Source organism: Streptomyces albospinus (assembly GCF_014648695.1).
Taxonomy (GTDB): domain Bacteria; phylum Actinomycetota; class Actinomycetes; order Streptomycetales; family Streptomycetaceae; genus Streptomyces; species Streptomyces albospinus.
In genome coordinates, this window is sequence record NZ_BMRP01000061.1 from 13,250 (window position 1) to 37,936 (window position 24,687).

Consider the following 24,687-nt stretch of genomic DNA (forward strand, 5'->3'; position numbering starts at 1 on the left):
TGCAGCAGGGGGGCGGGGGCCAGGACACGGTCACACACCAAGCAACCGGCGTAGACGACGAGCCGACGCACGAGGACTGTTCGCCTCGGCCCACGAGTATCCGCCCTGACAACCCTGGGATGTCCCGATGACCACTCAGGCTCGCAGCCAGGCCCGTTCGACCCGAGGTTCGCAGTGCCGCCGATGTCGCATCAGCCCGGCGGACAGCAGACACATCCACTCGCCGCCTGGCCAGCGCCGGCGAACGCGGTTATGCCGGGGGCGATGCGTGCCGCGCAGGTCGTCGCGTAAGCGGCATGCGGTCGAGCATGCTGATCGCGGTGGCCGGGCTCGTGCTGACCGCCGGCGCGACGCTCACGCTGCCGCGGGACGGGCTCCGCAACGTGGAGGCGTGAGGCTTGCCGCGGGCCTGGATGCCGCGACGGACGGCACTCTGCCGCTCTGCTCGCACCCAAGCCCGCGCTCCCGGTCTGCACCGGATCGGACAACAGCACCTGTCCGATGCTGCCCACCCTGCCCGGGCCCCGCACGGCCCGCGAGGCTTCAGCACCGCAGCCTGCGCCACGTCGATACACGCACCATGCTCACCAGCGATTTCATCGTTATTTGATCGGCCATGGCTAGCGTCGACATCGTCCGAGGGTTCCCGCTGCAGTGCGCCACGCATTGCGACCCACCACTACTGAGGAAGGACGCTCAACATCATGAGCAACACGGCCCGCATTGAGACCCGTGAGATAGCCGACGACGAACTCGACGGCGTCGCGGGTGGTCTCTCCGTCAGTGGCTCCGTGGACGGCCTGACCGCCACGTTCGCCCCGGGCCCCAATGGCATCCCTGTCCTGACCGGCGGCTCTGTGAAGTCCGTCAGCCTCACGGTCTCCGACATCCCCCTGGGCCCGATCCACGGCTGAGATACAGCTGTAGCACGGTGCTCATCCATCGGGCCCCGGAACCACTCCCGGCCGTCGTGGGGTAATTCAGGGTCCTGTGTGACGTCGGCCTTCAAGACCTGGTTGTGGTCGTGGAGGCCGACATTGCCGTACGCGGTGGCTGACGATGTCTGTGCGGCGAAGGGGAGCCTGGCGATCCGGGACCGGACGAGCAGGGACGGTTGCTCACCGACGAACGGTTGCTCACCGACGAGGAGTTCGTTGACCTGTTCCCGTTGCGGGGCGTGCCGCACCGGGCCCACAGCCCGATGTCGCGGACGGCTGGAAGCGGATGACGTTTGTACCGTGCCACGGACGTGGCGGATGGCACGGATATGGCGTCCATGGTGATCGCCGCGTGCCGAGGCGGTACCGGCGTCCGAGGACGAGCCACAGAAGCTGTTCACCGAAGTGTGCCTTTGCGGGCTGCTGTGGGCCAAGCTGTGCGGCGATGTAGACGCCTTGGACAGCTGTCTGCCGCCCTGCATCGCGGAGTTGGCGCGCCGGGTCGCCGACGCGTTCGAAGTGTCACAGCCTGCCACCGCGTGACGCCGTCCGAGGACCCGTTTACCCCGAAGAGGCCGAGTTCCGTGAACGCCTCCAGGCCCAGCCCCACCCACCCGGAGGCACTCCTCGTGGACTGCCTCGCGACCGTACGCGCGCAGGAATACCGGAACGTATTCGACGAACTCCTCGGTGGGGCTGCCCGGCTTGACATGCTGCGGCGCCTGGAGCGCGGCAGCGTCGCCCCCCACGCAACTGCGGCCATGCATACGGTCCGGTTCGCCGCCGCCATCCTGTGGCCCACCGTCCCGAACACCCGCCACCCGACTTCCGAGACGACACCGAGCGCATGCTCCAGCTCGCCGCCAACTGGCGCGAGGCGGCTCTGGAACCCGGCGACTTCGCTCCCGGGTCGCCGTGAAGCCACGATGAGCGAGACGAAGATGATGTACGCCCATCTCAAACGCCTGGACACACCGGGCGCCGAGTTCCACGCTGCACGAAGGTTCTGCACACGGTGCCGTGGGTGTGCGAGCACGAGGAATTCTCGCTCCTCTTTGCCGGTAGTGCTGGCCGTGCTGAGTTGGTCGGCCCACGTGGCCCGGATCGGCCTGAGGGGGCCGGGTCGGGATTGAGGCGGGCGCGGGCGAGCAAGCCGAGTCCCGGGCTGGGTGCGGTCAGCGCTGCGGGGTCGGTGGTGGTCTGGTCGCGGGCGAAGGGGCGAAGGGGCGAAGGGGCGAAGGGGCGAAGGGGCGAAGGGCGAGCAGCGCGAGCCTGTAGACGTCGCCGGCGCGTGTGGCCTTTTCCTCTCCTGGGGGATCTGCCGGTGGGGTGTCTCGGCCTGGGGGAGCACGGTGGCGCCCCGCACGCGCATGGCGTCACGGTCGATGAGGAAGCACTCGGGCTGAGGGGCTGTGCTGAAGAGCACGTTCTTGGGGGGAGAGCCTCCGACCGTGATGCCGATGCCGTGCAGCCGGGTGAGGGTGGCCGCCAAGTCGGCCAGGATATCGAGCCGGTCGCGTTCGCTGATGGTCAGACCGACCCCTGCGACGTAGGCGGCGTCGTTGAGCAGGGGGTGGCGGCCTTGCCTTCCTGGACGTGGGCGTAGGCCATCAGGCCGAACAGGATCGCGAGCAGTACGGCGGATGAACCGGCAGTGCCGAGGTCCAGGCCGCCCTTGGCAACGGGCTTGGTGAGGAAGTCGCCGGCAGTGGCGCCGAGCGGGCGGGTGAGGACGAAGGCGATCCAGAACAGCAGCACGTTCGAAACGGCGGGCATCTTCATCAGCACGACGAGGACCACGAGCGCGCCGGTCACGAGAAGGGCACCGCCCGCGTAGCCGAGGCCGGAGCTATCGGACAGGAAGTCGCCCATGGAGGTTCCGAGGGTGTTGGAGACGAGGATCGCCGACCAGAACAGGGCCTCGCCGCGGAAGGTGACGATGTCGCGGATCTGGAACGTCATCCCGGACAGTTTCCACACCAGGAAGATCGCCAGGAGGATCGAGATCAGGATCGCCGCGCCGGCGGGATAGCCAAGGCCAAGACCCTGCGGACCCCAGCCGAGCGAAGTGGAGCCGTCCGAGAGGAACTTGGCGCTGGCATCGCGGTTCATGAAGTCGGAGATCGTGGTGCCGGCCATGCTGGTCGACAGGATCACGGTCCAGTAGAAAAACGGGTTGTAGCTGGCGGAGCGGAGCTGAACGACCAGCGTCACCACGAAGATCAGAAACAGGGCCATCGTGGTGAGGAAGTAGCCGAGCTTGAGTGTCTGGGCGAACAGGTCGCCGGCCGTCTCACCCAGGGTCGTCGCGGCGATTTTCATGATCCAGAAGGCCAGAGTGACCTCGGGTAGCTTCTTCATCACCGACTTCGTCGTGCTGGCGACACCAAGATCGGTGAGGAGTTCCGTTCTCTCCAAGGTGGGGGGCTCCTGTTCAGAGACATGGCAGGGCGCTCATCCCCGAGGGAAGCGCGCTCTGTTGAGCCGGTACAGCGGCAGTATGCAACCGTGATCTCCGACGCTGGCGACCGCAACGTAAAACTTCCTGAACGGCTGCCTGAGCCCCGATCCCCGTCCGCGACATCCCCGGCCGCGATGCGTTTTCCCTGATGGAAACGTCAGCGATCGCGAATAGTGGCCATGAGTTCCGCCATCAGGTGCGAGGTGTTCCAGCCCTGATCGGCGGTGGACTATGAGATTCCTCACGGAGGGGTCAGAGGAGGCTTCCTCGGTGCGGTCGACGAGCGTGTGGGCGCTGTCGCGGATGCGGTCGACCGAAGTCGGGCGAATCGAGCGCGGACGTCGTGAACGCGCCTTCGGCCCACCCGTGCCTGGCCCGGGACTGCGAGGCCGGCCCGGCCCGACCGGAGACCATGATCCGATGGGTGAAATGATCGGCATCATGGTCCGGCGTCTCACCCGCGGCCGTCGGGCAACGCGCCCCGGTCCACGGCCGCTGACCACGGCCACCACTTGACGTGCCGATCCGTCCCATTCTGATTGGATGCCGTGATGGGCGCAGGCACTCACCCGGAATCCGGTCTGACGAAGAGCACCTGGAGCGACGCCGACTTCGACACGATGGGATGGCACGACGTCACCATCCACGGACTGTGCGTGCAGCTGGGCGCCTCCGACGACTCGCTGCCGCGTCTGCTGCTGGACATCGACTACATCGTTCGTTGGGTGCATCCGGTCGCGCCGGAGACGTACTTCAGCTTCTGGATCGCGCCGTCCACCCTCGTGTTCGAGGATGTCTGGGATATCGAGGGCGACTTCGACTTCAAGGGGATGGCGTTGAGTCTCGACATCGACCAGGTGCGACGCTCGACCCCGGAGGACAGCCGCGGGGGGCCGCAGTGGCACATCGAAGGCCACTTCTTCGATCTCACGTTCCGGGCGACCGGATTCCGCCAGTACCTACGCGAGGCGCCGCAGCTTTCACCGCGGATTGTCCTCACACACGACCAGCGCGGAGGGAGCTCCTTCGCGGAGGCCGCCTTCACCTGAAAGAAAGCGCTGCCCTCAGGTGGGGAGATCTCGAATGCGGTCTGAAGGTGGTCCCCCGGAGCGCGACACGAACACCGACCGGATTCAGAGAGTGACCAGCCCGACGAGATCCGCGATCGAGCGATGGATGTACAGCCGCAGAACCTTCCAGATCCTCTGCGTACAGGGACTCTTGCGATCATGAGCTCCGCAAGATGCCAACCAGAGCCAGGGCTTGACGCAATCTGGGCGTCGAGAGGGGTAACGGGTGGCAGACGGGCTATCGGCTCGATCGGGTGCGGTGATTGAGGATCACTACACGCTGGTGCGCGAGCCAGGTGTCCGGTTGTGCCGGCTGCTTGACATCGACGTGCGGATGGAACAGGCCGCCGCGAAACCGGTGTTCGTCCCGGAGGCAGACTGGTACTGCGACCTCGGAAGGCGTTCATCCCGGACCAGCGGGTCCTGGTGTCACGTCACTGGCCCGGAGCGGTAACTCCCTTCCTCGGTACGGATCTTGTGGCTTCCTGGCAGCCCTGGTCAGATCCGTCCCGTTGCTCCTACGATGCCAGGGAACGGGGAGGGAGACTCGACGTGGTACAGCGTGTGGGACGGGTGGAGTTCGGCGTCACCTGGGTGCTCAGAAACCTGGACGGGCTCATTGCCGTGGGGCTCGGCCTGACCATCGGCCTCATGCACGTCTTCGGCGACGTCATCAGCGACAAGGTGGCGTCCGGCGCGACGCTGCTGGTGCTCGGCACTCTCGCGGTCGGCTCGATGACGGAGCGGCTGCGCCGCAAGTCCGACATCCGGGAGGCGTCCGCGGACACCCGCCGCGCCCTGGAGGACCTCGCCATGGTCCGCTCCCTCTCGGGGGACGAGGTCGGCGACGCGTTGGAACAGGCCCGCGCACAGACCAACCGCTGGTACTTCAAGGGCGGTACCGGCACCTACCTGCGCGCCGTCACGCTGCCTCGGTGCGTCGAGGCCGCCATTCGCCAGCGCGCCCAGCTCAGCATCAAGATCGACATCATCAACCCGGCGGACGAGCAGACCTGCGCCGCCTACGCCCGCTTCCGCCAGACCTTCGTCCGCCGCCGCAACGATGACGCGGCGCACGCCTGGACCGCCGACCGCACCCGCAAGGAGGCGTATGCCACGGTCCTGGCCGCCTGTTGGTTCCGCCAGCGGCTCGACACCCTGGAGATCAGCGTCCACCTCTCCTCGGGCGTCCCCACCCTCCGCTTCGACCTCTCCGAGACCTGCCTGATCATCACCCAGGACGACCCGAACCGCGTCAACCTCCTGGTCACCCGCGACCAGCCGCTCTACGACTACTACGTCACCGAACTGCACCAGAGCCGCGAACAGGCCGTCCGCCTGGACCTGCGCGGCGTCGCCTCCCTGGGCGACGAGCCGACCGTCGACGAGGTCCGCGCGGTCTTCGACGACGTCGACCTTCCCCTTCCCTCGGTGTTCAGCGACGCCGACGTCGCGGAGATCGTCGAGAAAGCCCTGCACGCCGAGGACCCCTATCGGAGGTGAGATGCCTCGGGCGCGGCTCATGGACTACGACACGCTCGACCGACTGCTCCGGCCCGGCACCCCGCGGGAGGCACCCCGCGCCAGCGTCACCGGCGTCCTGGAGGACATCGCCTGCGGCAAAAGGGAGTTACGCGCGGTCCACCACCCGCTCGGCTTCCTGTGCCTGCCGCTCGTCCGCGACGGCGCCCGCGGCGTCTGCGTCCACCTCTTCGGCACCGGCACCCCCGTCGACCCCACCGCCACCCCCATGCACGCCCACAGCTGGGAGCTGCGCAGCTACGTCCTATACGGCCGGGTCGGCAACCTGCCGGTCATCGTGGCGGACGAGGCGCGCAACCCCACCCACCGGATCTTCGAGGTCTTCAGCGCTCCCTCGGGCGTCGACGAACTGCGGCCCACCTCCCGCTTGGTGCATTGCGAACCAGGCCCCGCCGCCTTCAGCGGCAGCGGCGAGACGTACAGCCTGCCGGCCGGGGAGTTCCACGCCACCGTCGTCACGCGCGGGCAGCCCGCCGCCACCTTGGTGCTCGGCCGGTCGCTGCCCGGCCACACCGACCTCTCCCTGGGCCCCCTGCACGGCCGCGGCCACCGTACGGTGCGTCGGCTGTGCAGTGCGGAACACACCGAACGGACCGTCCGCACAGCACTTGGGAGGATCCATGCCGAGCAGCGCGAGTGACCGGGACGCCGCACCGTACACGAGCGAGACGCGGGTTGCCGTCGCCGCGGCGGAGGAGGCGGGGGCCCTGCTGCGGGGCCGCTTCGGCGCGGTGCGCACGGTGGGCGTCAAGGACGCCGGGGGCGACGTCGTCACGGACCTCGACCTGGCCGCGGAGAAACTCATCCTCGCCCGGCTCCAGACGCACTTCCCGCACGACCGGATTCTGTCCGAAGAGGCGGGCCTCCTCGACGCCATCGGCCGCCGCACCTGGCTGGTGGATCCGCTCGACGGCAGCAACAACGTCGCGATCGGCCTGACCGCGTACGCCGTCGGCATCGGGCTGTGCGTGGACGGCGCCCCGGTCGTCGGCGTGGTGCACGAACCGGTCACCGGCTCCACCTGGCAGGCCGTCTGCGGCCAGGGCGCGTCGTGCGGCCCCGACCGACTGCCGGGGCCGTCCGGCGCGGTGCCGCACAGCGGGCCGGTGGTGGCCTGGACGCAAGGCCACGCGGTGGGCCGGGCCGACCCGGTGGCCGCGGGACTCCGGGGCCAACTGGAGCGCCGCACCCGGCGGGTGCTGCAGCTGTGGGCACCGCTGCTGGGCTGGAGCATGCTGGCGCGCGGCACGATCGACGGCTTCGTCGGCTACCGCGCGGAGGGCATCGACTTCCCCGCGGGCGCCCTGCTGGCCGCCGAGACGGGCGTGGGGTTCCGCACCCTGACCGGCGGCCCCTTCACTGTGGGCTCCGCCGGCCCGGACACCGACCGCAGCTTCGTCGCCGCCCGCGGTGACACCCTGACGTACCTGCTCGACGTGGTCGCACACGCGCGGCCGGCCTGAGCGGGCGCCGGGCCGGCGGGCGGAGACGACGGGAGCCGCCGGGCCGGGGAGTCGGGAGGCCCCGGGTCCCCTCGGCCGTCCCGGTCCCCGGTCCCCGGTCCCTGGCGCCCTGGGAACCGGCCGTTCACTCCACCGCCAGCGTCACCGTCGCCGCCAGCGTCGCCGTCACGGCCAGGACGAATCCCGTCCCCATGAAGCGCCGCAGCGGGATGACCGTGCCCTGGCCGCGACACCGCTCGAACCACAGCAGCGTCGCCAGCGACGCCCACGGCGTGACCAATGGGCCAATGTTGGTGCCGATGAGGAGTGCCAGCAACTGGTGATGGTTGCCGACCGGCACCGCCGCCTCGCCCGCCATGTAGACCGGCAGGTTGTTGAGGACGTTGGACAGGCCGGCGCCCACGCCCGCCGAGCGGAGCATGCCGCCGAGGCCGCCGTCCGGCCCGATCGCCGCCGTCAGCAGCGTGTGCAGCCCGTGCGCGTTCACTGTCTCGACGACCAGGAACATCCCCGGCACCAGCACCAGCAGCCGCCACGGCACCAGCGACAACCGCAGCTCGGCGGGGCGCCGCACCGCGAACGCAGCGACCACGACCAGCATCGTGGTCAGCGACGCCGACCACAGCGGCACGTCCGCCACGAGGATCGCCAACAGGAAACCGGCACACGCCGACGCGCACACCAGGAACAGCACCGGATCGGCCGATGCCCGCCGCTCGGGCGGTACGTACCCGTCGGAGCCCCGCCGTCCGCGCCGCCAGTAGAAGGCCCACAAGCACGCCATCGTCGCGGCGACGGCGGCCAGTTGGGGCAGGCCCATCGTGGCGGCCATCGCGGTGGGGGAGAGCCCGACCCGGTTCGACGCCAGCAGGTTCGTCAGGTTCGACACCGGCAGCAGCAGGCTCGCGGTGTTGGCGAGCCAGACCGTCGTCATCGCCAGCGGCACCGACGCGATGCCCACTCGCCCGGCCAGCGCCAGCATCACCGGCGTCAGCAACACCGCCGTGGTGTCCAGGTTCAGCACGATGGTGGTGACCGACGCGAAGAGCACACACAGCCCGAACAGCCGTGGATAGCTGCCCTTCCCGGTCCGCGCCACCCAGGCCGCCACCGCGTCGAACACCTCTGCCCGGCCGGTTAGTTCGGCCATCACGATGACCGTCGCCAGAAAGACCAGCAACGGTCCGATCCGCGCCATCGCGTCCCCGGCGGGCGCTGCCGGCAACAGCCCCGTGGCCACACACACCAGGCCGCAGGCGAGCAGCCCGGCGGCGAGCCAGTCCAGGGGATGCAGACGCTTGAGGAATCGCACGCCCGACAGCGTCGCACACGCGGCTGGACGGGGCGGGGGAGAGGGGGAGATCGGAGGCGGCGGCGGACTCCGGCGCTCGGCAATCTCTGCCCGTGAAAACGCCGGTCTGCCCATGCGCATACCAACTCCCGCGTCTCTGGCACCCGTTGTCGGGCATTCCCGCGTGATCCTTGCAACCGCCTGCCCCACCACCCCACGACCTCCTACGATGACGGCATGGTGACTGACGGGGAACTGATCGGCCGGGCACGGGACTTGGACTTCTTCATCAGCTACTCGCCCGCCGACGAACAATGGGCGTCCTGGATCGCGTGGACCCTGGAGGAAGCCGGGTACCGCACCGTCATCCAGGCGTGGGACTTCGTCGCCGGCACCAACTTCATCGACTTCATGGACCGCGGCGTCAGCGAATCCGTCGCCGTCATCGCCGTCCTCTCCGGCCACTACGGCCGCTCCACCTACGGCCGCATGGAATGGCAGGCCGCGCTGCGCGCCGAACCGGAGGCACCCGAGCGCAAGCTGCTCACCATCCGCGTCGAGGACATCCCCATCGAGGGCCTCCTCGCCACCATCACCTACATCGACCTCGTCGGCGTCGCCGACGCCTCAACCGCCCGCAGTATGCTGCTCACCCGCGTCGGCCAGGCCGTCGAGGGCCGCGCCCGCCCCGGTCGCCGCCCCGGCTACCCTGGCACCGCCAGCGGCTCCTCCCAGCTGCCCGGACCCGCCACCACCGCCGACGACCGGCAGCGTCCGCTCGGCCGCACCGGATGGTCCGGACGCCGCCGCCCCGCCCGCGCACCCCAGTACCCGCAGGCCCCCGGCGCGGCCCGCGACCAGGGCACCCTGACGGTCCTGCACCTCGCCGGACCCGACTTCGGCCGAGGCCGCGAACCGGACGCGCTGCGCCGGGAGATCCGCGGCGACCTCGTCGAGCTCAAGGACGCCGGCGCCCCGGCGCCCGACCTCCTCGTCGTCACCGGCGACCTCACCGCCTCCGGCAGCCCCCGCGAATGCGACCAGGCCCTCAGTTTCCTCACCGGGCTGCGCTCCCAACTCGACCTGCCGCCGCAGCGCGTCGTCGTCGTCCCCGGAAACCAGGACGTCAGCCAGGCCGCCTGCCGCGGATACTTCCACACCTGCGAAGCCGACGAGATCCCGCCGCAGCCCCCGTACTGGCCCAAGTGGCGCCACTACACCCGCCTCTTCCGCGGCCTCTACGAGGGCCTCGACACCGTCTTCGACAGCGACCAGCCCTGGACCCTCTTCCCGGTGCCCGAACTCCACACCGTCGTCGCCGGGTTCAACTCCTCCATCGCCGCCAGCCACCGCCCCGACGACCAGTACGGCTTCCTCGGCCGCGACCAGGCCGCCTGGTTCGCCGAGGCGCTACGCGGCTACGAGGAGGAGGGCTGGCTGCGCATCGGCGCGCTCCGCCACCCACTCACCGCCCGCCGCCGCCCCCAGGACGCCTCCGGCGGCCCCGGCACGCTCCGCGACGTAGACACCTTCACCCGCCTTGCCGCGCCCCGCCTCCACTTCGTCCTGCACGGCCCCAGCGGCGGCCCCCGCACCACCGGCGGTGAGCCGTCCGACGACCACCTCCCGCTCCAGAACGGCAGCCTGCCGCTGTACGGTTCGGCCGCCCCGGCCAGGTTCGAGCTGCTGCGCATCACCGCCGACGGCGTCACCCGCTGGACCGACGACGGCGGCACGGAACCGGCCGTCTTCCCCGTCACCTGGCACGACGCCGGACGGATCTTCACCCCGCCCGGCGAGCCCGCGGCCCCGCCCGCCGCCGTCCCGACCTCCGACAACCGCACTGTCGACGAGCCCGCCGACTCCCTGGCCGAACGCGTCAAGGAGGTCTGCCGCGCCCGCCAGCAAAGCGTCCGCCTCCGCGACGTCCCCCGCGCGGCCCCCGACGACCTCGCCCAGATCATGGTCACCTGGAGCGATGACGGCGTCGTACGCCAGCAGCGCATCGCCGTCCACCCCGGCACCCCCACCGACGCCGAACTCGACCGCTTCCTCGCCCAAGCCCACGCCACCGACACCGGTTCCGACGCCGAGCTGGTCCACGACGGGCCGCCCCCCGAGCAGTCCCTGCGCGAACGCGCAGGGCGCCGCGGCGTCCGCGTCCGCAGCTTCCTGGAGTTCCAGGGCCTCCTCGATCTGCGCGCCTACGTCACCGCCCAGACCGCCCGGCTCAGCAACGACGACCGCTACGCCCCCGACCTCTACCTCCCGCAGCGCTACCGCGATGCCGAACGCCCCGACGCCGACGAGCGCGACCACCTCGTCGAGGCCATGCTCCAGCTCCTGGAGACCGACCACGGCCGCTTCATGCTGCTCCTCGGCGACTTCGGACACGGCAAGACCTTCGCCCTGCGCGAGCTGGCCCGCCGCATCCCCGAACGCCTCCCGCACCTCACCCCGCTGCTCATCCCGCTGCACACCCTCGACCGCGCCCACAGCCTCGAAGGGCTCGTCGCCGCCCACCTCGCCGGCCACGACGTCGACACCATCGACCTGCGCGCCCTGCGCTACATGCTCGGTCAGGGCCGCGTCGTCCTCCTCTTCGACGGCTTCGACGAACTCGTCAACCGCGTCAGCTACGACCGCGCCGCCGACCACCTCCAGGTCCTCCTCAATGCCGCCGTCGACAACGCCAAGATCGTGGTCAGCAGCCGCACCCAGCACTTCAAGTCGCAGGACCAGATCCTCACCGCCCTCGGCGAACGCGTCGGCCTGCTCCCGCAGCGCCGCATCCTCGCCGTCGAGGGCTTCGTCCCCGAACAGATCCGCGCCTACCTCGTCAACCGCTACGGCGACGAGGCGACCGCCGACCGCCGCTTCGAACTCCTCGGCAACATCCCCGACCTGCTCGCCCTGTGCGCCAACCCTCGACTGCTCAGCTTCGTCGCCGACCTCGACCCCGACCAGTTGCGCGCCGTCGCGGGCGCCGGGCGCGCCCTGAGCCCCGCCCGGCTCTACGAGGACGTCTTCACCACCTGGCTCGCCCACGAGGAACGCCGCGGCCAGGGCGGCCCCGGTGCCGCCCCCGGCCTCACCCTCGACCACCTCTGGGCCGCCGTCACCGCCCTCGCCCGCCGCCTGTGGGAGACCGGCCGCAGCGCGCTGCACCTCGACGAACTGACCGACACCGTCGCCGCCGCCCTCGCCGGGCTCGCCGGCACCACCCTCACCACCCAGGAGAGCGCCCAGGCCGTCGGCGCCGGAAGCCTGCTGATCCGCACCGACGACGGCCTGTTCCAGTTCATCCACGGCTCCGTCGTCGAATGGCTCATCGCCCGCGAGGCCGCCGACCGCCTCGCCGACGGCGACAGTACCCTGCTCGCCGCCCGCCCGCTGAGCGCCCTCGCCGTCGAGTTCTTCTGCGACCTCGCCGACCACGACCTCAGCACCGCCTGGGTCCGCACCGTCCTCAACGCCCCCGGGCCCGGCGTCAACGACGCGGCCCGCGCCAACGCCGTCCGCGTCATCGACCGGCTCCGCGTCCCCGCCGGCGCCGACCTGCGCGCCGCCCGCCTCTCCGGCGAGGACCTCTCCGGCCGCGACTTCTCCGGCGTCGACCTCACCGGCGCCGACCTCACCGACACTCGCCTCATCGGCGCCAACCTCTCCGGCGCCGTGCTGCGCGACGCCCGCCTCAACGGCGCCCGCCTCGACCACGCCGACCTCTCCGGCGCCGACGTCACCGGCGCCGACCTCCGCGGCGCCCGCCTCACCCGCGCCGACCTGCGAGGCGCCCGCCTGACCCGCAGCCGCTGGCACCGCGCCGCACTCATCGACCCGCTCACCGACCCGCAGGTCCGCGCCGCCCCCGAACTGCGTACCGCCGCCCTCGCCCCAGGCATGCCGGTCGAGGTCGGCTTCCGCCCCGCCGCCGTCGGCGTCCCCTACGGCTTCGACATGCGCACCAGCCGGCTGCCCGAACCCCTCTCGTACAGCCCCGAGGGCGAACTCCTCGCCGTGGGCAGCGAGGACGGCGGCGTGCTGGTCTGCGCCGCCGACACCGGCCGCGCGCTGCGCACCCTGCACGGCCACGAAGGCCGCGTCTACGCCGTGAAGTTCCGCTCCCGGGTCCTTGCCACCGGCGGCGCCGACGGCACTGTACGCCTGTGGGACCCGGTCTCCGGACGCCAGCTGCACCGCCTGGACATCCACCCCGGCGGCGTCTGGCCGGTGTCCCTCGACGACACCGGGACCCTCGTCGCCACCGGCGACGCCGATGGCCTGGTCACCCTCTGGGACGCCGCCACCGGCGAACCGCAGCACCAGCTCCCCGGACACACCGCCCCCGTCTACACCGCGGTGTTCAGCGCCGACGGACACACTCTTGTCACCGGCGACGCCGCCGCCAACCTCCGCATCTGGGACACCCGTACGGGAGAGTGCACCGGCAGCCTCGACGGCCACGAACGCGCCGTGTTCCGCGCCCGGTTCAGCCCCGACGGCACCCTCCTGGCCACAGGCGACCACGGTGCCGACGGCCACGGCACGGTCCGCGTCTGGCATCTCGCCGACCGCCGCCTGCTCCACACCTTCACCGGCCACACCGGCCGCGTCTACACCCTCGACTTCCACCCCGAGGGCACCCTCCTCGTCAGCGGCGACACCGACGGCCAGGTCCGGCTGTGGGACCCGGTCGTCGGCGCCCCCGCCGGAGCCCTGGAGCGGTGCACCGGCGCCGTCTACCAGGTGGTCTTCGGCAACGGCGGACGGCTCCTCGCCGCCTGCGACAGCGACGGCACCGTCCGCCTGTGGCGCGTCGCCCTCGCCGGCGGCCACCGCGCCATCAGCCTGCTGCGCCAGCAGCCCGTCGAGCACCGCGGCTCCGCCTGGGCCTGCCGCTTCCGCCCGCACGACAGCCAGCTCGTCACCGTCGGCAACGACGGCGGCGCCCAGATCTGGAACGCCGACACCGGACAGGGCCAGCGCATCCTGCGCGGCCACGGCCGCCGGGTCAACACGGTCGCCTTCAGCGCCGACGGCACCCGCCTCGCCACCAGCGGCAACGACGGGATCATCCGCCTCTGGGACGCCCGCACCGGCCGCCGCACCGCCGAACTCATCGGCCGCGGCGACCGGTTGGTCTCCGCGGTCTTCAGCCCCGCCGCCCCGATCCTCGGCACCGCCAGCAACGACGGCGACGTCTACCTGTGGAACGCCGTGACCGGCGAGTACCTCCGCGAGATCGACGTGGAGACCGACCACACCTGGGCCGAGGCGTTCAGCGCCGACGGCACGCTGCTCGCCACCGCCAACGACGACGACTCCGTCCGCCTGTGGTGGCGCGCCACCGGCGCCCATGTCGCCACCCTCTCCGACCACCGGGGCCGGGTGCGGTCCATCGCCTTCCGCAGCGACGGCACCGCCCTCGCCACCGGCTGCGACGACGGCCGGGTCCGCCTCTGGCACCAGGAGAGCGCCCGCCTGACGGCCGAACTCGATGGCCATAGCGACCGTGTCTACGCCGTTGCCTTCGGCCCTGACGGCGACTGGCTGGCAAGCGCCTCCTGGGACGGCACCGCCGTCATCTGGCGCGACGGTGCCCCCCGCCACGTCCTGGCCGGACACCACGGACGGCTCTGGGCGGCCGTTGCCCACCCTCGGCTGCCGCTGCTCGCCACCGCTGGCGACGACCGCGTCATCTGCCTCTGGGACGTCCGCACCGGCACCCGCACCGCCCGCCTCACCGGCCACACCGGGCGTGTCTTCTCCCTCGCCTTCAGCCCCGACGGCACCCGCCTGGCCAGCGGCAGCGAGGACGGCACGGTCCGCCTGTGGAACGTCCCCGCACCGGACGGCGCACCCACCCCGCACGCCACGCTCATCGGCGTCCCCGGCGGCTGGGCGGCGCTGACCCCCGAGGGCGGCTACAAGTATGAGGGCGAGGTGGCCGGCGAGTTCTGGCACGTGGTCGGCATGGTCCGCTTCGCCCCCGGCGAACTGGACGAGTACCTTCCGGGCGTCCACCGGCTCCCGCTCGACGCGGAGTTGTGACGCTGCCGGGGCGGTACGTGACCGCGCCGCCCCGGTGGGCCGGACGCACGGGGCGTCCGGCCCCGCGGACATCTCGGCCCCCGCCCCCGGCCCTCTGCCGCCCGTGGCGCCGTACGGTCTGCCGGCCCCGATGAGCAGGACTGGACAGTGCTGCGTTACGCCGCCCGCGGTGCATCCCTTTTCGTTTCACGTCGAGAAGGGACACGGCCGTGTCGGATCTGCATGTCATCATCGCCGGGGGCGGGCCGGGCGGCCTGGCCCTCGCGCAGGGGCTCCGCCGGGCGGGGATCGGTGTCGCCGTCCACGAGAAGGACCCCACTCCCGGATTCCGCAACCAGGGCTACCGCATCCGGATCAATTCCGACGGCATCACCGCACTCAAGGCGGTGCTGACGCCACAGGCGTACGAGGTGTTCGTCGCCACCGCCGGAACCCCCGGGGCGCGGACAGACGTCTTCGATCACCAACTGGGCCTTCTTCACGCGCAGGAGCTCCCGCTCGTCCCGGGCCTGCCCGGCGGCGGGCACCTGGCGGTCAATCGCATGACGCTACGCCAGATTCTGCTGTCCGACTTGGAGAAGGGCGTGCGCTGCGGCTGCCGGCTCACCCGCTACGAGATCAACCGGTCGGGCACGGTGACGGCGCACTCCGCGGACGGCACCAGCGCCACCGGTGACGTCCTGGTCGGTGCCGACGGGGTCAACTCGGCGACCCGCAAGCAGTATCTGCCCCAGGCCCAGGTCATCGACGCCGGCCTGCGGCTGCTGTGCGGCAAGGTCCCGCTCGCCGGCGGCACGGCGCGAGACCGGTTCCCGTCCGAGCTGCTCGGCCTGTGGACCACCATCGCCGGCCTGTCACGACGCTTCGTAGGACTTGCCCCGGTGCGGTACCGCGAGCCCATGCGCCGGTTGACGGCCCGGCTGGCCCCGGACCTCGTGCTCACCAAGGACACCGACTGCCTTGCGTGCGTCTTCGGCGCCCGCCGGGAGCCGCTCCCCTGCACAGTCGACAAGTTGTTCACCAAGAGCGGCACCGAACTACAGGCTCTGACCCTGTCCCTGCTGGAGGGTTGGCACCCCCTGCTGATGGAGATCGTGTCCCGTCAGGAACCCGCCTCGATCTTCCCCGTCGCTGTCCGCACCAGCGTGCCCGTCGGAGTATGGGAGACCTCTGCGGTCACGCTGCTTGGCGACGCCGTCCACGTCATGAGCCCCGCGATCGGAGTCGGCGCGAACACCGCACTGCGTGACGCCCGCGTCCTGACCTCCCGCCTCGTCCAGGCCGCATGCGGAGCACCACTCATCACCGCCCTGCGCGCGTACGAGAGCGAGATGATCGACTGCCTTCGCCGCCGTGCGCGAATCGGCCGACCGCGGCCACCGCCTGGTCGGCCAGGACCCGCTGCCCTCCCCTCAACGGTAGGCGCCGCACGGCTCGGCACCCACCCGCACGCCGACGTATGAACGGTGCCGGGCTCAGATCCGTTCCCGGCCCGCCACCGCGGACTCGGCGGGCGAACAGAACGCCCTACGACCGCCCGTCCCATACGGCTGCCGCATCCACACCTCTGTCCCACCAGTGCGCGGACCAGGGACAGGTCCCCCGGACTTCACGATCCGTGCTGCATCACTTCGCCCTCCTCAGTGCGAGGGCGATGAACACGCACGGAGGGCTTCGAGCTGGAGCAGGCCCGTGGCCGCGTGGCGGAGTTGACCAGCCGGCTCCAAGAAGCTCTGGACGACCTGTCCGGGGCCCGCACGAGCGCCCGTCGCCTGATTCGCGCGGGGAATTCATCGGTGTTGCAAAGCGCCAAGCTACGGGCTCCCGAAAATCAGGACTGCTGACCCGACAGAGCTCGTACTACGGCTTCCGCGAAGAAGTTGGCGACGCCCCTGCACCTCCTTCTGCGGCGTCCTCAAGCGAGATCGAGGTCTTGAGGTCGATGCCGTACAAGGATGCCGCGTTGGCCGAGGAGAACTGTTGACGTTCCGCGTCTGATGCGAAGTGGTTCAGGAAGGAATCGATTTCTTCTCTGGTTGGCCGTTGGAAGGGGTAGTCGGTTGAGAAAATCAATCGATCGACGGAGGTGACGGACAGGGCATGTTGCAGGTGTGCCGGGTTGAGCATGCCGGAGGTGGTGATATGGAAATTCGACCGGATGCAGTCCGCTACTGATCGCTGCAAGCCGGCGATGCGGGAAAGGCTGTCGGCTCGGTCCAGCCAGAACAGCAGCATCTCCCCCCAGTGGCCGAGCACGACCTGAAGGTCGGGGTGACGGTCGAACGTACCTCGCAGGATCAGCCGCAGTGCCGCTGTTCCGGCGTCCATGTGCCACCCCCACCCGAAAGTGGCGAGGGCGAGATCCGTCATGGGGTCGAATCCGCGATAGGAGGCGTCCCGGACTGCAGTCGAGGGCAGTTGAGGGTGGATGAACACTGGCTGGCCGAGTTCCGACGCGGCGGAGAAGAAGTCGTCATAGGCGAGGTCGTCGAGGAACAGGTCTCCTGATCGGCCGTAGACCATGGTGCCCACGTGTCCCATGGCCGCGGCTCTTTCAAGCTCGCCCGCAACGTCCTTTGGCGACGACATGGGCAGCGTGGACAACGATCGAAAACGGTCCGGATTCCGGGCGACGGCCGCCGCGGCCACGTCGTTCGCGGCGCGGCTCAGCGCCCGGCCCTCCTTGGGCAGCAGCTGCTGAGCTCCCGGCGGCGTCAGGGCGAGGATCGACATGTCGATGCCCTGAGCGTCCATGACTGCGATGCGGCCGGCCCCCAGGTCCTCCAAACGTTCCTGATGGTCGCCCATCTCGTTGAAGACAAGGCTTTCGTCGAGAAGGGCGGACGTCGAGTCCGGCATGATCCAGTGTTCTTCGATAGCGATGAGAGGCATGGTCCTCATCCTTGCGGGCTTCTGCGGAACCGGTCACGTCAGGCGAGATGAGGTGACGAGTAGCGAGGAGGGGCGGGGCATTTCGAGTGATAGGGCCGCCGACGGCCGCCGATGGTCGTCAGGCCGTCCCCAATGGTCGGTTGGCAGGGCTTACCAAGGCACGGTCTGGCCCGAGCGGTCCAGATACGCCAGACCGGGCATGCCCAGCTTGGACAGCAGGACGTCGACCAACAGTGGGACGCTTTCCTCGATGGTGAACGGTGCGTCCGGCCCCCCGAGTGCGGTGCGAATCCAGCCTGGTGCCATTAGTACGAAGGCGCGCTGTGTCTCGGCCTGCCGGCTCGCGAAGCTGCGCATGAACATGTTCAGGGCCGCTTTGCTTCCGCGGTAGACCTCGCGGCCTGCGGTCGTGTTGTTCGTGATGCTGCCTTGCCCGGACGACATGGCTCCGATGAGTCCGGTGGGGGATACGAGGTCTTCGAGCGCTTCGATGACGCGCATGGGGCTGAGAGCGTTGGTGATCATCACCTCGACGAAATCGGCTGTCGGAACGGCGCCGATCGGTGTCTGCTCATTGTTCGTGGTGCCTGCGTTGACGAAGAGCAGGTCGAGCTGGCGTTGCGCGAGACGCTCGTGCAGGGGCGCCAGGTGGTTGGGCTCGTCGATGTCGAGATGCTCGATGGTGACGCGCCCGTCGGCTCGGTCTGCGAGATCGTGCAGGGGCGTTCGGGCGCTGGCGTCGCGGACCGTGCCGATAACGTTCCAACCCCTGCCGAGGAATTCGGCCGCCATCGCGTGGCCGAGGCCACGTGAGGCCCCGATGATGAGAGCGGTTGGCGTGTGCTGGCCTGTGACAGTCGATGACATCCGGCGTCATCTCCGTTCGTTACGTGATTCTTTACGTGGTGAGTTCACTTCGCGCGTCCGTCACCGAGACCCCGGGGCGGCGTCGGTCGGTGATGCTGCGAATGCCTTCGCCATGCTGTGTCAGTTCATGGGAGGCCGCGGCCACTATTGGGCCGCCCTGCAAGGCGTGCTGTCCCAGGAGCAGGAAGCCATGCTCGGGAGCGACGGTTGCCCTTTCACTGAATCCCCGGTCGTCACTCGCGATCCCGTGCACCTCACCGCTGAGGACGAGAAGATGCTCGACGCTCTCGCTGCGGACGGTCGCGCCGGTCCCGTCGACCTCGCCGCAGCGGCGGACTCCACTCCGGGGCGTGTTTCCCGCCGCCTTGACGCCTTGCTCCTGCGCCGCGTCGTCCACATCGACGTCGAGATCGCCGCAGCCGCTCTGGGCTATCACGCTCGGGCGAACCCGTGGCTGCGCGTGCATCCGTCGGCGGTGAAGAATGTCGGACGCACGCTTGCGCAGGAACCCGAGATCGCCTTCGCCGCGGCCGTTTCCGGGCCCTGCAACATCCACGCGGTCGCACACTGCCGAGACCTCGACGAGCTGTTCGAATTCACTTCGGATCGCATCGGGTCCTTGGCCGGCCTGCAGAGTATGGAGGTCTCACCTGTACTGCAGCACGTCAAACAGGCCGGCACGCTGCTGTCTGGCGATCGCCTCGTCGAGCCACCACATACTCGATCGAGCGTGACCGGAGACGCCCGTACGCCTCTTCAGCTTGACGAAGGACGGGGCGCGGGACGCGAGGGACCTGGGTAACAACTGGATGTGCATGGGGACGGCGACCCGGGTTGATGTGGGCGTAGCCTCGCGCTTTCACGGGGGTGGACTGTCCGAGGCTTGATCAAAAACGCGAGAGGTGCTCCTGACCTGCAACGGTAGGACTTGCTGAGGGTCCTGTTGGCTGCGGGAGAGAAGCACTTCCCCGGTGAAGAAGCGTTTCGGGTCCTCCCCATGTGTCCGCGTCGAGGGCGGCGGTCGTGGGGTGATCTCCCAGGCCGGAGCCGTGCTGTCGACCGAGATGGTCCGCAAGTCGGGTCCGGACCAGGCGATATCGGCTGCGCTGGCACCGTGGCGCAAGCCTCGATCGAGCCGTCCACGATCCAGGAAGACCCTGCTGGACGACGCCCTCGACGGGGACCGTCCGGCCGATGTGGACATGCTGCTATTCGGCCCGGTGGCCTCGCACCCGACCGTCTCCCGGCTCACCGACACCCTCGCAGCGGGCGGCAAGCGCGATCTCACCGCGTTCCGCACCGTCTGCGCTGAAGCCCGCGAGCGCATCTGGAAGTTGGCCGACGTCCCAGCGCCCGATGCCGAAGGTCAGGTGGCCGTAGACCTCGGCGACGGGGTACTCGTCGTCGCGCATGTGAAAGGCGGTCCGGATCGCGATGGCGGCCCTATGGGAGTCGTGCACCGTCATCGAGTCGGCATCCTGCCGCTACCCGGTACGCAGTTGAGCCGCCGTGGGTTGACGGGACGATGCCCCGTCCTTGCCCCGCTGTCCTCAGTCGCGAAAGCTGACAGGACCGAACACCTCTAGCGTGCCGCATCCTGAACAGCCCGGTATGCCCAGCGGTTTGACGGGAGGGAAAGAACCGCGCCGCACCCCCTTCCAACAGACTTCAACAAGTTCTACCGTAAGCACCCATCAGTGACAGGTGCACGTCCCCACCCCCCTCTCACGAAGACGGAGGACGCGAACCATGCGCGTTCACATACACACCATCCGCCGGCGGAACCACCCAAGAATCGTCGGAGCGCTGTTCGCCGCGCTGTTGTGTACGGCTGGGGTGACCGCCCTGCCCGCCTTGGCGAGCACGCCGCACGTCCCGGGCGCCGCCGGCCCCGTTCCCACCAGCGGCACCGTGGACGCTGGCCGCGCACCCTGGCTCCCCGACGGGCTCGCCAAGACGCCGCCGATGGGCTTCAACAACTGGAACTCCACGCACTGCCGGGCGGAGTTCAACGAGGACATGGTCAAGGGCATCGCCGATCTGTTCCTGTCCAAGGGACTCAAGGACGCCGGCTACCGGTACGTCAATCTCGACGACTGCTGGGCGCGGCCCGAACGCGACGGGAACGGCAAGCTCGTACCGGATCCGCGGCGCTTCCCGCACGGCATCAAGGCGGTCGCCGACTATGTGCACGCCAGGGGCTTGAAATTCGGCATCTACACCAGCGCCGGCACCAAGACCTGCGACACGGACGGCTTCCCCGGCGGTCTCGGCCATGAGCGGTCCGACGCCAGGCAGTTCGCCGACTGGGGCGTGGACTACCTCAAGTACGACAACTGCAATAACCAGGGCGTGGACGCCAAGCAGCGGTACCGCGCCATGCGGGACGCCCTGAAGGCCACCGGGCGGCCAATCGTCTACAGCATCTGCGAATGGGGCGAGAACAAACCCTGGGAGTGGGCGTCGGACGCAGGACATCTCTGGCGTACCACCGGGGACATCAGTGACTCCTGGTCGAGCATGCTCGATACCGTCAAGCAGAACCTGCCGCTGGCGCAGTACGCCGGCCCTGGGCACTGGAATGACCCGGACATGCTGGAGGTCGGCAACGGCGGGATGACCGACACCGAGTACCGTAGTCACTTCTCCCTGTGGTCGATGATGTCCGCGCCGCTGCTGATCGGTTCCGATCTGCGCAAGGCCACCCCGGAAACTTTCGAGATCCTGGCCAACAACGACGTCATCGCGCTCGACCAGGACCCCCTGGGCAAGCAGGCCACCGTTCTCAAGTTCGAGTCCGGCCGCTGGACGCTGGTCAAGCAACTGGCCGACGGCGCCCGGGCGGTGGCGCTGTTCAACGAGACCGACGAGCCGCAGCAGATCTCCACCACCGCCCAGGACGCGGGCCTCCCGCAGGCCGACGACTACCGGCTGCGGGACCTGTGGCAGCACCACGACACGCACACCACCGGCACCATATCCGCGACCGTGCCCGCTCATGGCACCGCCGTCTACCGCGTCACCGCTCTTAAGGGCGGCAGCTGAGCCAGACCGGAGTGCCGGGCGGGTGTTCGGGCCTGCCCGGCACCGGGCTATGGGCAACCGTGCCCAGCAGACGGGCAGTTCGGGGAGGGGCTTGTCCCCGCCCACCTCGACCGGGCCGACGTTCGCCAGGACCGTCTTGGACCGCTTGCCGTTGCGCGAGTCGCCGCCGTTCTTCCCGGCCGGATGGTGCTTGTCATAGCCGAGGTGATCGGTCATCTCGCCGACAAACCTTCCCGCCACGAGTCCCGGCGGATCTGTAGAAACAGCTCTTCTTTCGAGGACACCACCGCCATCGCCCCCTCACGGCGATCTGCACCGAGGGTCCCAGCCCACCGTGCCGAGTGGGGCCAACTCAATCCGGAACAAACCCGAATGCTCCCGCACGCCCCTATCACTGGGGCCGGCTCAGGCCTGGCCGCCACCATCGACGAACCGCAGGCCATCGAGAACCGCAACGGCCAACTGACGGGCGTGAGCACCGGCTTCACCGACCTCGACATCCTGACCCAGGGCCTGCAGCCCGGCCAGCTCATCGTGATCGGGGCTCGACCGGTTATCGGGGAGTCGACGCTCGCCCTGGGCGTTGCCTGTGCGTGCTCGATCCGCGACGGCCTGCCGAGCGTGTTCTTCTCACTGGAGATGGGAGTCTCCGAGATCGACATGCGGATGCTCTCTGCCGAGGCCCGGGTCGGCCTGCACAAGATGCGGAGCGGGAACCTCGCTCCCACCCCCGTAGCGTCAAGAGCCCGACGCCACAGCCCGGAGAGACGGTGATCTGATGCGTGCACCCACGAACGTCGGCCGCGGCCACGGCGCTCCCTTCCCGGCCTTGCCGGCCCGCGCTGGCCAGGGCCTCGCGCGATTCCTCGCCTCCTCCAGGGCCCGCGGCGGCCACTTTGGCGAACACTGCAGCGAGGCGCCCATGTCCAGCACGACCACGGTCAACGAGACCAGCCGCCGCTTGTCCGTTCCTCTGCAGGGCACTGTGCGCTGCGTGCAGGCCAGGGCTCGCCTCGTCCGCGCCCTGTACGAGCGCCTGGACCGCCTCGACAAAGTCCGGCCCGTCAGGGCCCTTTGAACCCCGCGCATCCGGGCGCGACCACGGATCCCCGGATGCGCGGCGCCGCACAGCACCACGGCCGGCCCGCCGGGCCGGACGCACCACTCGACACCGAGAGGGGCACTACTGTGAGCACACTCCCTGCAAACCGCGTGAACAGGTTCATATAGGCTGCTCGCTCTGTCTCGTGCAACCCGCATTGATCTGGGGAGTTCCCTGTGACCGTAGCGACCGCTGGGTCCGAACCGGCCGTCCCGCCCGTCGACGAGACGTCGGGAGAAGAGAGTTTCTGGGACGAGAGGGCGTCGTCCGGTCATGAGGTCGTGGCGAGTGCTGCAGGCGACCTGATTGTGCGGGATGCCCGCGAGTTCGGGGCCTACGCGCGGACCGGCGGCTGGGCGTTCGCGCTGAAGGTCGCGCGTAGCGTGCGGCCCGGCGGGCAGGCTGCGGGGGAGACTCCGAAGGTCTCCGCGAAGGGGTTCGCCGAGCTGGCCGGGTGCTCGCCGGAGCGCGTGATGCGGTTCTACAAGGCGTGGGACATGGCTGCGGACGACGGTGTCGTCCCGCAGTTCGAGGCGCTGGCCCCCGGTGAGGACGTCGAGCTGCCGGATGCCGATGTGTGGCTCTCGTACTACAGCTCCCGCAACAGCGCCACGTCCGTCCGCGGTACCGCGATCACTGCTGCGGCCGAGGCCGAGGGGATCAGGCCGACCAAGGCCCTGGAGGTCGCGGAGAACCCCACCGCGCTGCGTGCCGCGATCCTCGCCGACCCCTCTACCGCCGAGGCCGCCCGGGCAGCGCTGCTGGACCGGCTCAAGGAGGACCCGGCCCTGCAGGCGGAGCTGGCCCGCGACGTTGTCCGGACCGACGGGCTGAAGAAGGCGGTGGCCACCGAGAGCCGAGCGGCCGACCGCATCGGATACGTGCGCCAGATCGCGGAGAACGGCCAGATCAAAACCCCGGCCGGACAGACCCTCGACGCCCCCGTCGAACTCCGTGCGGAGGCCGAGCGGCACCTGTCCCTCCTCGATGAACTGGACGACGACGAAGAGGCCGGCGAGTGGGTCACCGAGGCGTACGACACGGTCAAGGGCCTCGTGGTCCAGGCCGTCGAGGCCGACCCCGAACTGCGCGTCCAGGAACGCCGCACCAAGTTCTACAGCAGTCTTCAGAAGGCGACGAAGGTGTTTGAGGAGCTGACCTTCGACGACGCCGACGACATCTACGAGGACGACATGGTCCACCGGCTGGAAGAGCTCCAGCAGGCCATCGCCACCTGCATCACCGCCCTCCGCAAGGCGGCCCCCGAACGCTGAAGGTGGCCGCGTGGCCCACGTAGTGGCCGCTTTGTGCCCGACGGTCGGGCACGAAGCGGGCCGTGCGTTACAGAGTCTCCTTGCGGTGCTCAATCGGTCTGCGTTCATGCGAGAGCCTCGTGGACTGGCATGAGCATTGATGTGAGCGGTGGGTGGTCTGGCGGGAGGCCATTGACCGCCGCGGTGGCTGCCCGCTCGCCGGAGCCGTGACCCCCATCAGCCAAGGCCGACTCGCGGCTTGCGAAGAGCAGTCTCCTGGCGGGACAGAGAACGATGGGCGGTGGCTCCGCGGTAGAACCAGGGTATGCGCCCACGGCTTGGAGAGGTACTGCACTTCTCGGAAGATCCCACGATCGCCGTGTTCCATCCGCATGTTGCTGTCGCCGCCCGGCAAGCGGAGGAGTACGTGTGGGCCGTCGATGATGGTCGGGCGCCGGACTACTGGTTTCCCCGCCAGTGCCCGCGGGCCATGGCGTGGGCTGCGCCGAGTACGTCGGCGTCCGACCGAGAACGCATCATCGGCCCCGGCGGCGGGGAGCGCGTGCATGCGATCGAGTACCGCGGGGTGCAGCGGTTCTTACGAGTTGGTGCGTGATAGTGGGTGAGGGCGTGGTGGTCTTGTCGAGGGCTGTTGTTCAGACTGTCGTTACGCGGTCGGAGACGAGGCCGGCGATGGCTCGATAGGTGGCGG

Annotated in this window: 15 protein-coding genes and 3 pseudogenes; 13 read left to right on the forward strand and 5 right to left on the reverse strand. The window is 69.7% G+C overall.

The annotated features are described in order from the left end of the window. Positions 1-704: 704 nt before the first annotated feature. A complete protein-coding gene (locus IEZ17_RS37635; RefSeq protein ID WP_189308127.1) occupies positions 705-914 on the forward strand; it encodes a hypothetical protein in 210 nt (69 codons plus the stop codon). Between the two features lie 1,554 nt (positions 915-2,468). On the opposite strand, the gene IEZ17_RS37640 is transcribed toward IEZ17_RS37635, so the two are convergent. Continuing rightward, complete coding sequence (locus IEZ17_RS37640) at positions 2,469-3,356, reverse strand: COG4705 family protein (protein ID WP_229853020.1); 888 nt, start codon at positions 3,354-3,356, stop codon at positions 2,469-2,471. Between the two features lie 594 nt (positions 3,357-3,950). Here IEZ17_RS37640 and IEZ17_RS37645 point away from each other — a divergent pair. From IEZ17_RS37645 to IEZ17_RS37660, 4 genes are all read left to right on the forward strand, one after another. Further along, positions 3,951-4,448, forward strand: coding sequence for a hypothetical protein (locus IEZ17_RS37645; protein ID WP_189308128.1), 498 nt, complete (start codon positions 3,951-3,953; stop codon positions 4,446-4,448). A 573-nt stretch (positions 4,449-5,021) separates the two neighbouring features. Beyond that, the gene (locus IEZ17_RS37650) at positions 5,022-5,972 is read left to right on the forward strand and encodes a hypothetical protein (protein ID WP_229853021.1); all 951 of its coding nucleotides are present in this window, start codon (positions 5,022-5,024) and stop codon (positions 5,970-5,972) included. A 19-nt stretch (positions 5,973-5,991) separates the two neighbouring features. Further along, positions 5,992-6,651, forward strand: coding sequence for a hypothetical protein (locus IEZ17_RS37655; RefSeq protein ID WP_189308129.1), 660 nt, complete (start codon positions 5,992-5,994; stop codon positions 6,649-6,651). Continuing rightward, entirely contained in the window at positions 6,632-7,474 is an 843-nt protein-coding gene (locus IEZ17_RS37660; protein ID WP_189308130.1) for an inositol monophosphatase family protein, read from the forward strand. The genes IEZ17_RS37655 and IEZ17_RS37660 overlap by 20 nt, the downstream gene beginning before the upstream one ends. 124 nt (positions 7,475-7,598) lie before the next feature. Here the strand turns inward: IEZ17_RS37660 and IEZ17_RS37665 are convergent, their stop codons facing one another. After that, positions 7,599-8,786 carry an SLC13 family permease gene (locus IEZ17_RS37665; RefSeq protein WP_189308131.1) on the reverse strand — a complete coding sequence of 396 codons (1,188 nt, stop codon included), beginning with the start codon at positions 8,784-8,786 and terminating at the stop codon, positions 7,599-7,601. A gap of 216 nt (positions 8,787-9,002) precedes the next feature. Here IEZ17_RS37665 and IEZ17_RS37670 point away from each other — a divergent pair, with 216 nt between their 5' ends. After that, entirely contained in the window at positions 9,003-14,816 is a 5,814-nt protein-coding gene (locus IEZ17_RS37670; RefSeq protein WP_189308132.1) for a WD40 domain-containing protein, read from the forward strand. Between the two features lie 209 nt (positions 14,817-15,025). Further along, positions 15,026-16,279, forward strand: a complete 1,254-nt coding sequence (locus IEZ17_RS37675) for an FAD-dependent oxidoreductase (RefSeq protein WP_229853022.1) — start codon at positions 15,026-15,028, stop codon at positions 16,277-16,279. A gap of 397 nt (positions 16,280-16,676) precedes the next feature. Here IEZ17_RS37675 and IEZ17_RS37680 read toward each other — a convergent pair whose 3' ends face one another. Both IEZ17_RS37680 and IEZ17_RS37685 read right to left on the reverse strand, forming a co-directional pair. After that, positions 16,677-17,708, reverse strand: coding sequence for an amidohydrolase family protein (locus IEZ17_RS37680; RefSeq protein WP_189308133.1), 1,032 nt, complete (start codon positions 17,706-17,708; stop codon positions 16,677-16,679). Positions 17,709-17,858: 150 nt separating this feature from the next. Then, positions 17,859-18,575: an SDR family NAD(P)-dependent oxidoreductase gene (locus IEZ17_RS37685; RefSeq protein ID WP_189308134.1), complete on the reverse strand. Its 717-nt coding sequence runs from the start codon at positions 18,573-18,575 to the stop codon at positions 17,859-17,861. A 112-nt stretch (positions 18,576-18,687) separates the two neighbouring features. On the opposite strand from IEZ17_RS37685, the gene IEZ17_RS37690 reads away from it, so the two are divergent. From IEZ17_RS37690 to IEZ17_RS37700, 3 genes and pseudogenes are all read left to right on the forward strand, one after another. Further along, the gene (locus tag IEZ17_RS37690; RefSeq protein ID WP_189308135.1) at positions 18,688-19,377 is read left to right on the forward strand and encodes an Lrp/AsnC family transcriptional regulator; all 690 of its coding nucleotides are present in this window, start codon (positions 18,688-18,690) and stop codon (positions 19,375-19,377) included. Between the two features lie 169 nt (positions 19,378-19,546). Further along, positions 19,547-19,987 (forward strand): annotated as a pseudogene (locus tag IEZ17_RS37695) (IS1380 family transposase); the annotation flags it as partial. 337 nt (positions 19,988-20,324) lie between these two features. Further along, positions 20,325-21,602, forward strand: a pseudogene (locus IEZ17_RS37700) (glycoside hydrolase family 27 protein); the annotation flags it as partial. Positions 21,603-21,722: 120 nt separating this feature from the next. Here the strand turns inward: IEZ17_RS37700 and IEZ17_RS45100 are convergent. Further along, a pseudogene (locus IEZ17_RS45100) lies at positions 21,723-21,842 on the reverse strand (transposase); the annotation flags it as partial. 150 nt (positions 21,843-21,992) lie between these two features. On the opposite strand from IEZ17_RS45100, the gene IEZ17_RS43435 reads away from it, so the two are divergent. The 3 genes from IEZ17_RS43435 to IEZ17_RS45105 all read left to right on the forward strand — a co-directional run bounded on the left by IEZ17_RS43435 (position 21,993) and on the right by IEZ17_RS45105 (position 24,591). Next, positions 21,993-22,394: a DnaB-like helicase C-terminal domain-containing protein gene (locus IEZ17_RS43435; RefSeq protein WP_373300063.1), complete on the forward strand. Its 402-nt coding sequence runs from the start codon at positions 21,993-21,995 to the stop codon at positions 22,392-22,394. 504 nt (positions 22,395-22,898) lie between these two features. Next, positions 22,899-23,996 (forward strand): hypothetical protein, encoded by a 1,098-nt coding sequence (locus tag IEZ17_RS37710; RefSeq protein ID WP_189308138.1) that lies wholly within the window; start codon positions 22,899-22,901, stop codon positions 23,994-23,996. 304 nt (positions 23,997-24,300) lie between these two features. Beyond that, complete coding sequence (locus tag IEZ17_RS45105) at positions 24,301-24,591, forward strand: DUF6886 family protein (protein WP_373300062.1); 291 nt, start codon at positions 24,301-24,303, stop codon at positions 24,589-24,591. The last annotated feature ends 96 nt before the right edge of the window (positions 24,592-24,687 follow it).

Coding starts and splice junctions, on each gene's coding strand:
- IEZ17_RS37635 (WP_189308127.1), top strand. CDS start 705: ATGAGCAACACGGCCCGCATTGAGACCCGTGAGATAGCCGACGACGAA.
- IEZ17_RS37645 (WP_189308128.1), top strand. CDS start 3,951: ATGGGCGCAGGCACTCACCCGGAATCCGGTCTGACGAAGAGCACCTGG.
- IEZ17_RS37655 (WP_189308129.1), top strand. CDS start 5,992: ATGGACTACGACACGCTCGACCGACTGCTCCGGCCCGGCACCCCGCGG.
- IEZ17_RS37660 (WP_189308130.1), top strand. CDS start 6,632: ATGCCGAGCAGCGCGAGTGACCGGGACGCCGCACCGTACACGAGCGAG.
- IEZ17_RS37670 (WP_189308132.1), top strand. CDS start 9,003: ATGGTGACTGACGGGGAACTGATCGGCCGGGCACGGGACTTGGACTTC.
- IEZ17_RS37680 (WP_189308133.1), bottom strand. CDS start 17,708: ATGCCTCTCATCGCTATCGAAGAACACTGGATCATGCCGGACTCGACG.
- IEZ17_RS37685 (WP_189308134.1), bottom strand. CDS start 18,575: ATGTCATCGACTGTCACAGGCCAGCACACGCCAACCGCTCTCATCATC.
- IEZ17_RS37690 (WP_189308135.1), top strand. CDS start 18,688: ATGCTGTGTCAGTTCATGGGAGGCCGCGGCCACTATTGGGCCGCCCTG.
- IEZ17_RS43435 (WP_373300063.1), top strand. CDS start 21,993: ATGCTCCCGCACGCCCCTATCACTGGGGCCGGCTCAGGCCTGGCCGCC.
- IEZ17_RS45105 (WP_373300062.1), top strand. CDS start 24,301: ATGCGCCCACGGCTTGGAGAGGTACTGCACTTCTCGGAAGATCCCACG.